Origin of the sequence: Allobosea sp. FBZP-16 (genome assembly GCF_002831785.1) — a bacterium.
GTDB classification, from domain to species: Bacteria; Pseudomonadota; Alphaproteobacteria; order Rhizobiales; family Beijerinckiaceae; genus Allobosea; species Allobosea lupini.
In genome coordinates this window covers 1-14266 of sequence record NZ_LNCQ01000009.1, presented here as the reverse complement: position 1 = coordinate 14266, position 14266 = coordinate 1, and the positions used below count along the sequence as shown (strand labels likewise).

Genomic DNA, 14266 nt, shown 5'->3' with positions numbered 1-14266 from the left:
TCACGTGGGCCGTCGGTCGCGGCGGGCGCTTGAAACGCGAAAGGCCGCGTGGCCTCGGATCGCGCGGCGTTTTTCCATTTTTCACCCTGACAAGGGCGACGAATCAGCCCTTTCGGACGATCGGACCTGGCTTCTCGGGTTCCTTGGTGGCGCAGCCGCCGGCAATGCCGGCGAGCGTGAGGACGGTCGCGAGCGAGACCTTCTTCCTCTGGAAGCACCTTTGACGAATCGCCACGAAGCCAACATCACGCCCGAAAAATTGACGAAATCCATCGATGCAACCGGCCGAGCATGGGCGCTGTGTCTTTTTCACGTCAGCGCTACAACGATGACGCAGCGCGGCGCGCAACTCTTGTCGGCAGGCCCGGAAACGGCCATGTTGACTGCCTAATCGTTCAGGTCACGGTCCCGTCCACGGACCAGTCCCCGGCGGCCGGGGCGGACCGAGGGAGAATGTCGAACGTGACGTTTCAGATCAACGGCCGTAGCGCCGCTCTTGTGCTGGCGTTTGTCGCAGGCTTGCATGTCGGCATGCCGGCGCTCGCGCAGGCCCGTCCGGTCGAGAAATTCGAGCCAGCCGAGAGCCTTGAAGGCAATTACCTGGCGGCCGTGGTGGCCGGCTCGGCGCGGGATCTTGGCGCGGCCTCGATCTATCTGCGCGAGGCGATCCGGAACGATCCGCAGAACAGCGAACTGCTCGAGCGCGGCTTCGTCGCCTTCCTTGCCGACGGCGCGATGAACGAGACCTTCCGGGCCGCCGAGAAGCTGATCCAGCGCGACGCCACCAACGGCCTCGCCCAGCTCGCGCTCGGTGTGCGTGCGCTGAAGCAGAAGAACTATGGCGCCGCCCGCACCCAGCTGCAGCGTGGCGGCCGCGGCCGTTCGGCCGACATCACCGCGACCCTGCTCGCCGCCTGGGCCTACTCGGGCTCGGGCGAGACGAATCGCGCTATCGACACGCTGGAGCGTCTCAAGGGCGAATCGACCTTCGACCGCTTCCGCGATTTCCATGCCGGACTGATCCTCGACATCGCGGGGCGCCGCAACGAGGCGAATCGCCGGCTCAAGGCAGCCTACGATGCCGAGAAGACCAATCTGCGCCTCGTCGATCTCTGGGCGCGCCAGCAGGCGCGCGCCGGCGACAGCGAGGCGGCCCTGGCGACCTTGAACGATTTCGAGCGGAGCGTCCGCCCGAACCATCCGGTGGTCCGCGACGCCATCGCCAAGATCAGCAGCAAGGAGCCGCTGCAGCGCATCGTCGGCAACACCCAGCAGGGCGCCGCCGAAGTGCTCTACGGGCTCGCCAGCGCAGGCATTCTCCAGGGCGACGAGGCGACCGCGCTGCTCTATCTGCGCTTCGCCGTCTATCTCGATCCCGGTCACGACCTCGCGGTGCTGACGCTGGCCGATATCCTCGAGCGCGCCAAGCAGACCGAGGACGCCGTCCAGGTCTACAGGCGCATGCCGGAAAACTCGCCGCTGCGCCCGGTCGCCGACATCCAGATCGGGCTCGGCCTCGAACAGCTCGGCAAGACCGAGGAGGCGACCAAGCATCTCGAGGGCATCATCGCCGCGCGTCCCGACGACATCGAGGCGATTTCCGCGCTCGGCAACATCTATCGCTCGCGCAAGCGCTTCGAGGAGGCGGCTGCGACCTATGACAAGGCGGTCGCCAAGCTCGGCACGCCGAGCCGCGCCAATTGGGACATCTTCTACTCGCGCGGCATCGCCTATGAGCGCATCAAGAAATGGCCGCAGGCCGAGGCCGACCTGCGCAAGTCGCTGGAGCTGATGCCGGAGGCGCTCGGCCGCGAGCGCGCCCTGGTGCTCAATTATCTCGGCTATTCGCTGGTCGACCAGAACCTCAAGCTCGAAGAGGCGCTCGGCATGTTGCGCCGGGCCGTGGAGCTCCGGCCGCGCGACGGCTACATCATCGACTCGCTCGGCTGGGCCCACTACCGGCTCGGCCGCTATGACGAGGCGGTGACGGAGCTGGAGAAGGCGATGGAGCTGCGCCCGTCCGACCCGGTGATCAACGACCATCTCGGCGACGTCTACTGGAAGACTGGGCGCTATCTCGAAGCGCGCTACCAGTGGAATTACGCCCGCGATCTCGGGCCAGAGCCCGAGGACCTGACCCGGATCCTGCGCAAGATCGACAAGGGCCTGGAAGACCCGGCGCCCTCGGCCAATGCGGCCGAGCCTAAGAAGGATGGCGGCTGATCCTTGCGCCTGGCGACCCGCGCCCCGGCTAAGGTCAACCTTTCCCTGAGCGTCCTCGGTCGCCGCGCCGACGGCTATCATGAGCTCGACAGCCTCGTCGCCTTTGCCGGCGTCGGCGACGAACTGAGTCTGTCGCCGGGTGAACCTGGCGACATGAGCATCTTCGGCCCCTTTGCCTCGGGCCTCTCGACCGGCCCGGACAATCTCGTCCTCAAGGCCGAGCGTGTGCTTCGCGAGGAGATCGCCGGGCTGCGCTCCGGCCGCTTCCATCTCGTCAAGCGCCTGCCGGTCGCTTCCGGCATCGGCGGCGGCTCGGCCGATGCCGCCGCGGCCCTGCGTCTGCTGGCGCGGCTCAATGATCTGCCACTGTCGCACCCGGCGCTGCTCGCCGCTGCCGGTCGCATCGGCGCCGATGTCCCGGTCTGTCTGGAGGCGCGTGCCCGCGTCATGCGCGGCATCGGCGAGCGGCTCGGCCCGGCGCTGAGGTTGCCGCGGCTGTTCGCGTTGCTGGTCAATCCAGGGCTGGCCGTCGAGACCGCGGCCGTGTTCCGGGCGTTGGGGCTTCAGCCGGGGCAGGGGCATGCGGAGGGCGTCGAGGCGTTCAAGGCGGATGTCTCTGCGCCAGCAACATCGGCTGCCCTCATCGATGCCCTGGCCGCTGCCGGCAACGATCTCGAAGCGCCGGCTCGCTCGGTTGCTCCTGTGGTCGGCGAGGTGCTGTCGGCGCTGTCGCGCTTGCCGGGATCCCGGCTGGCGCGCATGTCCGGCTCGGGCGCGACCTGCTTCGCCTTGTTCGATGACTGCCGTGCTAGCGCGGCAGCGGCGAAGCAGCTTTCGTTTCAGCACCCCGGCTGGTGGGTAAAGCCGACCATGTTGAGGTGAGGCCCGGCCTCAATGCGCCCGCGCCACGCAGAAGTCGACGGCGTCGTTTAGCGCCTGCTTCATCGGCGATGACGGGAAAAGGCCGAGCGCGTCCTTCGCCATCTTGGCGTAGTGACGGGCCCGCTCGATCGTGTCGGCCAGGGCGCCATGCTTGCGCATCAGCGCCTGCGCCTCCGCGAGGTCGCCGTCACGCACCTCGCCCTCCTGCAGGGTCCGGCGCCAGAAGGCGCGCTCCTCCGCATTGCCGCGGCGGAAGGAGAGCACCACCGGCAGCGTGATCTTGCCCTCACGGAAGTCGTCGCCGACATTCTTGCCGAGCTGGCCCGCAGAGCCGCCATAGTCGAGCGCGTCGTCGACGAGCTGGAAGGCGATGCCGAGATTGAGCCCATAGCTGCGGCAGGCGGCGGCCTCGCCCTTGGACGAGCCGGCGATCACCGGCCCGACCTCGCAGGCGGCGGCAAAAAGCTCGGCGGTCTTGCCGCGGATCACGGCGAGGTACTCGTCCTCGGTCGTCTCGGTGTTCTTGGCGGCGGCGAGCTGCATCACCTCGCCCTCGGCGATGACTGCCGCCGCGGTCGAGAGGATGTCGAGCGCGCGCAGCGAGCCGACCTCGACCATCATCTTGAAGGCCTGGCCGAGCAGGAAGTCGCCGACCAGCACGCTCGCCTCATTGCCCCAGAGCATGCGGGCCGCGGCCTTGCCACGGCGCATGTCGCTCTCGTCGACGACATCGTCATGCAGCAGCGTCGCCGTATGCATGAACTCGACGCTGGCCGCGAGCTTGACATGGCCCTCGCCGCGATAGCCGCAGAGCGCCGCCGTCGCCAGCGTCAGCATCGGCCGCAGGCGCTTGCCGCCGGAGGAGATCAGATGGTTCGCGACCTCCGGGATCATCGTGACCTCGGAGCCGGTGCGCGACAGGATCATCGCGTTGACGCGTTCCATGTCGGCGCGCGTCAGCCCGACCAGCGGCTCGATGCCGCCCTGGCTGGTGTCCTTGTCTTCGAAAGCTACGACGACGCCCACGCGCAAACTCCGGCCTCAATCTCGCGCATTCGCGCGCTATGCCCTTGCCACAAACGTCGCATGCGTGGCCAGCCCCGGCAATCCTTTCGCGGCGCAGCAGTTTGACGCTGCGCTGCCGTTTTGACCCGGGCGATGCGATCTTTCCTGTTGCGCAGGGCTGGCCCGGTGGGCTCCATGAGCGCATGCACGAACTCGTCCGCTCCAATGATCTCGTCCTGCTCGGTGCCATCGAGGCGCTGCTGGCCTCGGCCGATCTGGGTTGCCTGATCGCCGACCAGCACATCAGCTCGCTCGAAGGCATGATCGGCGCGTTCCCGCGCCGCCTGCTGGTGCGCGAGCAGGACAGCAGGCGCGCCCGCGCGTTGCTGATCGAGGCGGGCTACGGGGATGAATTGCGTCCCGCCCCTTCGTCATGACGGAAACGTCCATGGCCGAGCGGTTTCCCGGTCTCGGTGAGATCGCCGAAGACCGCCTGCTCGGCGGGCGTTTGCGTCTGCTGCAGCCGGTCAAGGGCCACCGGGCTGGTTCCGACGCGATTCTCCTCGCAGCGGCGCTTCCCGAACTGGGCGAGGGACGGCTCGCCGATTTCGGCGCCGGCGTCGGCACTGTCGGGCTCGCAGTGGCGCTACGCCAGCCGGGGCTGGAGGTCGTCCTAATCGAGCGCGATCCGGAGCTTGCGGCACTCGCGGCCCGCAATGCCGGGCTCAACGACCTGGAGGCGCGGGTGCGCGTCGCGGTCGGAACGATCGGCGAGCGCAATGGCGATCTTGCCCGCGAGGGGCTGGCGGCAGCATCCATGGCCTGGGTCGCGATGAACCCGCCCTTCTTCGAAGCAGGTGAGGTGCGCGCCTCGCCGGTCGCCAATCGCCGTGCGGCACATGTCGCCGGGCAATCCCTGGGCGACTGGCTGAAAACGGCGCGCCATGCGCTGAAGCCGGGCGGCGGCATAAGCATCATCCACCGCGCCGAAGCGGTGGGAGCAATTCTCGCAGCGCTGGAGACGGGTTTCGGCGCGATCGAAATCCGTCCCGTCCATGGCCAGGCCGAGCGGCCGGCGATCCGGGTCATCGTCTCGGCCCGCCTCGGCAGCAAGAAGCCGGCAGCGTTGCTGCCGGCTCTGGTTCTCAATGGCGCGGATGGGAGCTTCACCGCCTTCAGCGAAGCGCTCCATCGCGGCGAGGCTCTGCTCGCCTAGTTTGGTTCAGCGGCAGATGCGGCGCTCGCGCACCACCCAGCCCCAGCCGTCCCAATAGCGCACCGGGCGGATATAGCAGCGCGGGCCGTAATAGCCGCCGCCCCAGCCGTAACGCGGCCCGCCATAGCCATAGCGTGGCCCGCCATAGCCGTAGCGCGGGCGGCCATAATATCCGCCGCCGCCCCACCCGGGATTGCTGTAGCGCGGCGCCGACGGATGGCGGCTGCCGCCGCCAGGATAGCCGTAGCCGCCGCTCAGCGCCTGCGCCTCGGCCGGGGTGGCGGTGACCGCACCCATACCGAGGCCGGCCACGCCGAGCGCGGCAGCGGCGTACAGTCCAAGAACGACTTTGCGAAGCATGATTACCTCCTTCGCTGACAGCCCCGGCCTGTGCCGGGGCGATCGGGCGTCATCGTGGCGGCCAGCTTGCGGTCGCCGGGCTGAACGGGGCGTGGCCGCGCCGTTCAGCCTCTCTTCATGAGCTCAGGTGGCCGTCAGCGGCAGACGCGTGTCGACCGGATCACGTAGCGCCGGCCGTTCCAGACGCGCTGGTCGACGATGCGGCAGCGCTGCCCATAATGCGGACGGCCATAGCCCGGACGCGGGCGAACATGCGGGCCGCCGCCCCAGCCGGGATTGCTATAGCGCGGTGCCGACGGATGCCGGCTGCCGCTGCCGGGATAGCCGTAGCCGCCGCTCAGCGCCTGGGCGTCGGCCGGAGCCGCCGTGATGGCGCTGACGCCGAGCGAGGCGGCGCCGAGGGCGGCGGCGGCCGAGAGGCCGAGGAAAAGCTTGCGAAGCATGTCATATCCTTCTTGATGAACCGCGCCGGCCTGTGCCGTGGCGATCGGGCGTCATTATGGCTGCCGGCTGGCCTCGGAGCCTGGCGGATCGCGCCGCCAGGCCCTTCCATGTGCAATGCGTCAGCGGCAGACGCGGACCGGGCGGATCACCCAGCGCCAGCCGTTCCAGACACGGCGGTCGACGAAATAGCAGCGCGGACGATAGACCGGGCGGCCGTAATAGCGGCGCGGGCCGTAATAGGGCCGGCCGTAATACTGGACTTGCTCGATCTGACCGGTGGCGGCCGGGACGCTGCCGGCCGCGATCGGCGCGGCATTGGCCGGGGCGACGGCGAGGCCGGTGAAGAGAAGGGCGCCGGCACCGAACAGGGCGGCGGCGATACGGTTCGACAGCATTGTGTACTCCTGCTTGTCGCGTCGGCCCGTCTCAAGCGCTCGCCCCGAGCGCCGCGGACCGTTCGATGGGGCGACAATAGCCGCCTCTCTATGAACGCGATCCTTGCCGAAGGGTTCATGGGTCATTCATGGCAAGGAGCAGTTCCTGCAGAACTGTGCAGCGGTTCTGCGGCTGGAATTGCGGCTACCGACGAGACGACGCACCTCCGGCAGCTGTCCCGGGACATGCCGTTGCGCTTGACCATGAGCGTCGCCAGCCCCTAATCACGCCGCATGTTTCTCGACAGTTTAAAAGGCTGATGCCCTTGGCCGCGTCCTCCGACCCGCTGAACCCGACCCGCTCTTTCCAGGGGCTGCTGCTGACCTTGCAGCGCTTCTGGGCCGAGCGCGGCTGCGTCATTCTCCAGCCCTATGACATGGAGGTCGGTGCCGGTACCTTCCATCCGGCGACGACACTGCGCGCACTCGGGCCGAAGCCCTGGAAGGCGGCCTATGTCCAGCCTTCGCGCCGGCCCAAGGACGGCCGCTATGGCGAAAACCCCAATCGGCTGCAGCATTATTATCAGTTCCAGGTGATCCTGAAGCCGTCGCCGCCCGACCTGCAGCAGCTCTATCTCGACTCACTCAAGGCGATCGGCGTCGACCTCGCTTTGCACGATGTCCGCTTCGTCGAGGACGACTGGGAGAGCCCGACGCTCGGCGCCTGGGGGCTCGGCTGGGAATGCTGGTGCGACGGCATGGAAGTCAGCCAGTTCACCTATTTCCAGCAGGTCGCCGGCGTCGAATGCGCCCCGGTCGCGGGCGAATTGACCTATGGGCTCGAACGACTCGCCATGTATGTCCAGGGCGTCGAGAACGTCTACGACCTCAACTTCAACGGCCTCGAGGGCGAGGATCGCGTCTCCTATGGCGACGTCTTCCTGCAGGCCGAGCAGGAGTTCTCGCGGCATAATTTCGAATATGCCGACACTGAAATGCTGTTCAAGCAGTTCAACATGGCTGAGGCTGCTTGCCAAAAATACTTGGAGGCGGGCTGGGAGGAGACTTCGCTCCCAGCGGATGTGCCGGAGCACTACCGAGCCGATTCCACGTTCGGAGCATTTGGAGGGATGGCTGTCGACAGGCGCCATCTCATGGCCCTGCCGGCCTATGACCAGTGCATCAAGGCGAGCCATGTCTTCAACCTGCTCGATGCGCGCGGCGTGATCTCGGTCACCGAGCGCCAGAGCTACATCCTGCGCGTGCGCGAGCTTGCCAAGGCCTGCGGCGCCGCTTGGCTGAAGACCGCCGGCGGGGGAGCAATCTGATGCCTGATCTCCTGCTTGAATTGTTCTCCGAGGAAATCCCCGCCCGCATGCAGCGCAAGGCGGCGGACGACTTGAAGAAGCTCGTCACCGATGCGCTGGTCGAGCGCGGCCTGACCTATGAGGGCGCCAAGGCCTTCGCGACGCCGCGCCGCCTCGCGCTGACCATCGCCGGCCTGCCCGTGCGCGGCCGCGATGTCCGCGAGGAGCGCAAGGGGCCGCGCGTCGGCGCGCCCGAGGCCGCCGTGCAGGGCTTCCTCAAGGCCGCGGGGCTGACCTCGCTCGCTGAGGCGACGATCGTCAGCGATCCCAAGAAGGGCGACTCTTATGTCGCCGTGATCGAGAGGCCCGGCCAGGAGACGGTCGCGGCCATCGCCGAGATCGTGCCGGCGGTGATCCGGTCGTTCCCCTGGCCGAAATCGATGCGCTGGGGCAAGGCTTCGGCAGAAAGCGGCTCGCTGCGCTGGGTCCGCCCGCTGCATTCGATCCTCTGCACCTTCGGCGCCGAGACCGAGGATCCGGAGGTGGTGCCCTTCGAGATCGACGGCATCCAGTCCGGCAACGTCACCTATGGCCACCGCTTCCACGCGCCCGGCCCGATCACCGTGAAGCGCTTCGACGACTACGTCCCGAGCCTGGAGCGGGCCAAGGTCGTGCTCGACGCCGATCGCCGCAAGGAGATCATCCTTGCCGACGCCAAAAATCTCGCCTTCGCCGCCGGTCTCGAGCTGGTCGAGGATGAGGGTTTGCTGGAGGAGGTCGCCGGCCTCGTCGAATGGCCGGTGGTGCTGATGGGCGATTTCGAGGAGCGCTTCCTCGAGATTCCCGGCGAGGCGATCCGCGCCACCATCCGCGCCAACCAGAAATGCTTCGTGCTGCGCGATCCCAATAGCGGAGAACTCGCCAACCGCTTCATCCCGGTCTCGAACCTGATCGCCAGCGATGGCGGCCTGGCGATCACCGCCGGCAATGGCCGCGTCGTCCGCGCGCGCCTCTCCGATGCCGCCTATTTCTGGCAGACCGATCGCGGCCCGCTGCCCGATCTCGATACGCTGAAGGACAGCGCGGAGAAGCTCGGGCTCGATCTCGCCAAGCCGCTCGACCAGCGCATGGCCAAGCTCGACAGGCTCGGCGTCGTCTTCCACGCCAAGCTCGGCACGCAGGGCGAGCGGGTCCAGCGCATCGCCGCGCTGGCGAAGGAATTGGCGCCGATCGTCGGCGCCGATCCGGCTCTGGCCGAGCGCGCCGCCAGGCTCGCCAAGGCCGATCTGCCGACCGAGATGGTCGGCGAGTTCCCGGAACTCCAGGGGCTGATGGGCCGCAAATACGCGGAGCTGCAGGGCGAGAACGCCTCGGTCGCCGCCGCGATCGAGGAGCACTACAAGCCGCTCGGCCCCTCCGACCGCGTCCCGGCCGATCCGGTCTCTGTCGCCGTTGCGCTCGCCGACAAGCTCGACACACTGGTCGGTTTCTGGGCAATCGACGAAAAGCCGACCGGCAGCAAGGACCCCTATGCGCTGCGCAGAGCGGCCCTGGGTGTGATCCGGCTGGTGGTCGAGAACGGGGTGCGGCTGGACCTTTCCAAGTTCGCCAAGGAATATGATCTCCTCTCCTTCTTCCACGATCGCCTGAAGGTCATGCTGCGCGACCAAGGCGCGCGGCATGATCTCGTCGACGCGGTGCTGGGCGAGGGCGCCTCGGGCAATGACGACCTCCTGCTGATCACCCGCCGCGTCGCTGCGCTCGGTCGTTTCCTCGAGACCGAGGACGGCAAGAGCCTGCTTGCGGGCTACAAGCGCGCCGCCAATATCCTCAAGGCCGAGGAGAAGAAGGATGGCGAGGGTGCTTTCGCCGGCGCGGCCGATCTCCAGCTCATCGCCGATGCCGGGCTGATCGAGGAGAAGGCGCTCGCGGTCGCGCTCGCCCAGGCGACGCCGAAGGCGGAAGCCGCCATTGCTGCCGAGGACTATGAGGGCGCCATGGCGGCGCTCGCCGAGCTCCGGCCGGCGGTCGACGCCTTCTTCGACAAGGTCACGGTCAACGATCCCGATCCGGCCCTACGCGCCAATCGCCTCAAGCTGCTCAACCAGCTGCGCGAGGCGACCCGCGCCGTGGCGGACTTTTCGCGGATCGCGGGGTAGGGCGCGACGCAGAACCCCTCTCCCGGATGGGAGAGGGGCAGGGGTGAGGGACCGCCGCTGATTGTTGAGGCGATGCGGCGCCGTTGCGCCTTCTACGGATAAGGCGGGCCCTCATCCCTGCCCTTCTCCCACACGGGAGAAGGGTTCCCCGCACCCTCGTTCGCAAGGTTAGCTCGTCCCCAGCCAGCCCCCTCCGGAACTTTTTCCCCGGGCTCGACGTTCTCTTTTCCGAGGCCGCTGCCTGCGAACGTGTCGCAGCCAGCAACCTCGGGGGGCCGGCTTTCGGCCGCGATAAGAGGATTTAAGCCATGAGCATTCTGATTTCGCTTTTGATCACCATCCTGGTGATCGCTCTCGTGCTTTACCTGGTGCGGATGCTGCCGGTCGACGGCAACATCAAGAACATCATCCAGATCATCGTCATCATCATCGGCATCATCTCGTTGCTGCGCTATCTCGCGGTCTTCTAGCCAAAGGGGCCGCCGTCATGCCCGCCCCGTGGCGGGTGTCCATGCGAACATCGCCCGTGACCGGCGAGGACATGGATGGTCGGGACGAGGCCCGGCCATGGCGGTGGTGACGTCTTCAACCGGCAATTGACGAAAATGCCGCGCTGATCCAGAATCCCAGCGGTCCAGAGGGCCCCGGACGCAAGCCGTCCCGGGGCCCTTTCCTGTTCGAGACCGAGCGATCGCCGCGATGACTTCGCAGAACCGTACTTCGCATATCCGCCTGACCTCGCATCCCGAGCCCGGCGGTGCCGCCGCCCGCTTCCCGATCCAGTGGGGCGCTGCGACGCCGCAGGAGCGAGGACCGGTCATCGCCTCGACGACGAATCCGGCCGATCGCAACGTCATCGGCGCCCATGGCGGCTCCTATTCGGTCTATCGGGCGCTCGCCATCTCGGCCCGAGCGATGAACCCGGCGCAGCGTCCGGACCTGACCAACACCCACCCGACCTCCGACATCCTGCCGCAGCCGCAATGGTTCGATCCCGGCCGGATCGTCTCGCTCGACCCGTTCGGCCATCGCGTCGCCCAGGATTTCGGCAAGTGGATCGGCGAGGGCATCGACATCCGCCCGACCATCGCGGTCACCAAGGCGCGGCTCAATCTGCCCGAGATTCTCGCCGCCATGGCTGGCCACCGCCTTCAGGCCGATGGCGGCATCCTGCACGGCTCCGGCGACATCAGCGTCACCAAGATCGCGGTCGACCCGGTCTGGCATCTGCCGGGGATCGCCGAGCGCTTCGGTACGACTGAGAACGAATTGCGCCGCACGCTGTTCGAGCAGACCGGCGGGATGTATCCCGAACTGGTGACACGGCCCGACCTCAAGGTCTTCCTGCCGCCGATCGGCTCGATCACGGCCTATGTCATCGGCGAGGTCTCGGCGATTTCCGATCCGAAGAAGACGCTGGCCTGCCGCGTCCATGACGAGTGCAACGGCTCCGACGTCTTCGGCTCCGATATCTGCACCTGCCGGCCCTATCTGGTGCATGGCATCGAGGAAGCCGTGAAGGAGGCTCAAGCCGGCGGCGTCGGCCTGATCGTCTACAACCGCAAGGAGGGCAGGGCGCTCGGCGAGGTCACCAAGTTCCTCGTCTACAATGCCCGCAAGCGCCAGGAGGGCGGCGATTCCGCCGCGACCTATTTCGAGCGCACCGAATGCGTCGCCGGCGTGCAGGATGCCCGCTTCCAGCAATTGATGCCGGACGTGCTGCACTGGCTCGGCGTGAAGCGGATCGACCGGCTGATGTCGATGTCGAACATGAAATACGACGCCATGGTCGAAAGCGGCATCGAGATCGGCGAGCGCGTCGCCATTCCGCCCGATTTGATCCCGCCGGACGCCTCGGTCGAGATCGAGGCCAAGAAGGCGGCGGGCTACTATTCGCCGGATGGGGCGCCCGGCGACAACGCACTCAAGGCCACCGTCGGCCGCGATCTTGAAAAGTTCTGATCCCGCCTATGCCTGACACCAATCCCGAAGCCGTCCGCCAGCTGCTCAAGCCGGCCGCCGTGCGAGAGCGCGCGCAGGAGATGCTGCGGCTCGGCCTCGAAGGCCGGCTGGCGCATTTCAGCGTCCATCCCGAGCGGCTGCCGGCCTGCGCCGCCTATGTGCTGGAGACGATCCGCCAGAACTATCCGGCGCTCGACATTCCCTTCCATGCCCGCTGGCGCCATTTCATCATCGCCGGAATGGATCGCTGGCAGCTGCTCGATGCTAAGGCGCATTTCCCCGATGCCCGGGCGAGGGGCCGCGCCGCCTATGATCTGGCTGTCGTCAGCGTCCTGCTCGATGCCGGCGCCGGCGCCGACTGGCGTTATCGCGATGCGGTGACGGGCCAGAGCATCGGCCGCTCGGAAGGGCTGGCCTTGGCCTCGCTCGACATGTTCGCCGCCGGAGCCTTTTCCGGCGATCCGGCGCAGCCGCTGCGGGTGGATGTCGCTGCACTCGAACATCTCGACGCCGAAGCGCTGGCGGCCGGCTTCCAGGTCTCGGACGGCAATCCGCTGATAGGGCTGGGAGGTCGCGCCGCGCTGCTCAACCGCCTCGGAGAGGAGCTGGAGAAGCAGGGGCTAGCCCGTCCAGGCGATCTGTTCGACCGGCTGGTCGAGGCAGCCGAAGGTCGCTCGATCCGCGCCGCCTACATCCTCTCGCAGGTGCTGGAGGTGCTCGGCGGTATCTGGCCCTCGCGCCTGAGCTATGCCGGCATCGCTCTCGGCGACAGCTGGAAGCACCCGCTGATCGCGCCGGGCGAGATCACCGCCGGCATCGTGCCGTTCCACAAGCTTTCGCAATGGCTGAGCTATTCGCTGATCGAGCCATTGCAATGGGCCGGCATCCAGGTCGTCGGCATCGACGATCTGACTGGCCTGCCCGAATACCGCAATGGCGGGCTCCTGCTTGATCTCGGCGTGCTCGAACTGAAGGACCCTGCCGACGCGGTGCGGGGCCATGAGGTCGGCTCGCAGCTCGTGGTGGAGTGGCGGGCGCTGACGGTTGCGCTGCTCGACCGGATTGGCGAACTGGTGCGCGCCGAACTCGGCCTGAGCGCCGAGCAGTTGCCGCTCGCCAAGGTGCTGGAGGGCGGGACCTGGGCCGCCGGCCGCCGCATTGCTCGCGAAAAGCGCGAAGGCGGCGGACCGCCCTTGACCATCGTCAGCGACGGCACGGTATTCTAGAGAACAACGACAAGACGAAGGGGATCAGGACTGCATGGCCACGAGCGCTAACGGCGTCACCGTCGTCGACCACCCGCTGGTGCAGCACAAGCTGACGCTGATGCGCGAGAAGGACCGCTCGACCAAGAGCTTCCGCCAGCTCCTCAACGAGATCGGCATGCTGCTCTGCTACGAGGTCACGCGCGACCTGCCGACCGAGATGATCGAGATCGAGACGCCGCTGCAGAAGTCGATGCAGCCTGTCATCTCCGGCAAGAAGCTGGTCTTCGCGCCGATCCTGCGCGCCGGCGTCGGCTTCCTCGACGGGATGCTGGAGCTCGTTCCCGCCGCCCGCGTCGCCCATATCGGCCTCTATCGCGACCCGCAGACGCTCCAGGCGGTCGAGTATTATTTCAAGGCGCCCTCCGATATCGCCGACCGCATGATCGTGGTGATGGACCCGATGCTGGCGACGGCGAACTCGGCGGTGGCGGCGGTCGACCGGCTGAAGGAGCGCGGCGCCAAGGATCTGCGCTTCGTCTGCCTGCTCGCGGCGCCCGAGGGCATCGCACGCATGCGCGATTCCCATCCGGATGTGCGCATCTGGACGGCGGCGATCGACGAGCGCCTCAACGATCACGGCTATATCGTCCCGGGGCTTGGCGACGCCGGCGATCGGATGTTCGGCACGCGTTGACATCAAAAAAAGCCCGCCCCGTTGCCAGGGCGGGCCTCGCGATCCGGGATGGCTGCTCAGGCCGCGATGGCGCGAGCAACCTGCGGATCTGCCTAGATCACTCGATCTAGATCACTCTAGATCACTCGATGATCTGCACAACGCGGCGGGTCTGCGGCTCGACCAGCACGGCGCGATTGTTCACCACCGTGTAGCGATAGCCGCTGGCGCGCTCGCCGAACTCGGCCGGCACCTCGCGGTAGACCACGCCCTGCTGCGGCAGAACGGTGCCGACCGTTACCGGCTCGGCATAGGTGTAGGACGGGACGCGCTGCTCCACCACATAGGTGCGGAAGCGCGGGGCGTTGTCGCCGATAACCGCACCGGTGAAGCCACCGACCACGGCGCCGCCGACGCCGCCGACCACCGTTTTGAACGAGACGGCGACCACCG

At 67.4% G+C, this 14266-nt stretch carries 16 protein-coding genes; 11 read left to right on the top strand and 5 right to left on the bottom strand.

The annotated features are described in order from the left end of the window. Positions 1–4 precede the first annotated feature (4 nt). The 3 genes from CXY91_RS29995 (at position 5) to CXY91_RS02210 (ending at position 3105) form a co-directional block, all read left to right on the top strand. Positions 5–391 carry a hypothetical protein gene (locus CXY91_RS29995; protein ID WP_158673234.1) on the top strand — a complete coding sequence of 129 codons (387 nt, stop codon included), beginning with the start codon at positions 5–7 and terminating at the stop codon, positions 389–391. A gap of 71 nt (positions 392–462) precedes the next feature. After that, entirely contained in the window at positions 463–2223 is a 1761-nt protein-coding gene (locus CXY91_RS02215; RefSeq protein ID WP_244543747.1) for a tetratricopeptide repeat protein, read from the top strand. Between the two features lie 3 nt (positions 2224–2226). Further along, on the top strand, positions 2227–3105 hold the full coding sequence (locus CXY91_RS02210) for a 4-(cytidine 5'-diphospho)-2-C-methyl-D-erythritol kinase (protein ID WP_100959130.1): 879 nt from the start codon (positions 2227–2229) through the stop codon (positions 3103–3105). Positions 3106–3114: 9 nt separating this feature from the next. On the opposite strand, the gene CXY91_RS02205 is transcribed toward CXY91_RS02210, so the two are convergent. After that, positions 3115–4131 (bottom strand): polyprenyl synthetase family protein, encoded by a 1017-nt coding sequence (locus CXY91_RS02205; RefSeq protein ID WP_465246833.1) that lies wholly within the window; start codon positions 4129–4131, stop codon positions 3115–3117. A 101-nt stretch (positions 4132–4232) separates the two neighbouring features. Between CXY91_RS02205 and CXY91_RS02200 the strand changes: the two genes are divergently transcribed. Together CXY91_RS02200 and CXY91_RS02195 are read left to right on the top strand one after the other, a co-directional pair. Then, positions 4233–4547 (top strand): putative signal transducing protein, encoded by a 315-nt coding sequence (locus CXY91_RS02200; protein WP_425285415.1) that lies wholly within the window; start codon positions 4233–4235, stop codon positions 4545–4547. Positions 4548–4558: 11 nt separating this feature from the next. Continuing rightward, entirely contained in the window at positions 4559–5326 is a 768-nt protein-coding gene (locus CXY91_RS02195; protein ID WP_100959129.1) for a tRNA1(Val) (adenine(37)-N6)-methyltransferase, read from the top strand. A 6-nt stretch (positions 5327–5332) separates the two neighbouring features. Here the strand turns inward: CXY91_RS02195 and CXY91_RS02190 are convergent, their stop codons facing one another. The 3 genes from CXY91_RS02190 to CXY91_RS02180 form a co-directional block, all read right to left on the bottom strand. Further along, positions 5333–5686, bottom strand: coding sequence for a hypothetical protein (locus CXY91_RS02190; protein WP_100959128.1), 354 nt, complete (start codon positions 5684–5686; stop codon positions 5333–5335). 134 nt (positions 5687–5820) lie between these two features. Beyond that, a complete protein-coding gene (locus CXY91_RS02185) occupies positions 5821–6129 on the bottom strand; it encodes a hypothetical protein (RefSeq protein WP_091831762.1) in 309 nt (102 codons plus the stop codon). A gap of 120 nt (positions 6130–6249) precedes the next feature. Next, on the bottom strand, positions 6250–6525 hold the full coding sequence (locus CXY91_RS02180; RefSeq protein WP_199777337.1) for a hypothetical protein: 276 nt from the start codon (positions 6523–6525) through the stop codon (positions 6250–6252). 305 nt (positions 6526–6830) lie between these two features. Here CXY91_RS02180 and CXY91_RS02175 point away from each other — a divergent pair, with 305 nt between their 5' ends. The 6 genes from CXY91_RS02175 (at position 6831) to upp (ending at position 13834) form a co-directional block, all read left to right on the top strand. After that, entirely contained in the window at positions 6831–7832 is a 1002-nt protein-coding gene (locus CXY91_RS02175; RefSeq protein ID WP_100959173.1) for a glycine--tRNA ligase subunit alpha, read from the top strand. After that, positions 7832–9970, top strand: coding sequence for a glycine--tRNA ligase subunit beta (glyS, locus tag CXY91_RS02170; protein ID WP_100959127.1), 2139 nt, complete (start codon positions 7832–7834; stop codon positions 9968–9970). The genes CXY91_RS02175 and glyS overlap by 1 nt, the downstream gene beginning before the upstream one ends. Positions 9971–10278: 308 nt before the next feature. Further along, positions 10279–10440, top strand: coding sequence for a Thivi_2564 family membrane protein (locus CXY91_RS30500; RefSeq protein WP_091831753.1), 162 nt, complete (start codon positions 10279–10281; stop codon positions 10438–10440). A 229-nt stretch (positions 10441–10669) separates the two neighbouring features. Further along, the gene (locus tag CXY91_RS02165) at positions 10670–11932 is read left to right on the top strand and encodes a GTP cyclohydrolase II (RefSeq protein ID WP_100959126.1); all 1263 of its coding nucleotides are present in this window, start codon (positions 10670–10672) and stop codon (positions 11930–11932) included. Between the two features lie 8 nt (positions 11933–11940). Next, positions 11941–13158 (top strand): URC4/urg3 family protein, encoded by a 1218-nt coding sequence (locus CXY91_RS02160; protein ID WP_091831749.1) that lies wholly within the window; start codon positions 11941–11943, stop codon positions 13156–13158. 34 nt (positions 13159–13192) lie between these two features. Then, positions 13193–13834, top strand: coding sequence for a uracil phosphoribosyltransferase (upp, locus tag CXY91_RS02155; protein WP_100959125.1), 642 nt, complete (start codon positions 13193–13195; stop codon positions 13832–13834). Positions 13835–13955: 121 nt separating this feature from the next. On the opposite strand, the gene CXY91_RS02150 is transcribed toward upp, so the two are convergent. Next, a partial coding sequence (locus tag CXY91_RS02150; protein ID WP_100959124.1) for a DUF1236 domain-containing protein occupies positions 13956–14266 on the bottom strand: 311 nt, incomplete at its 5' end.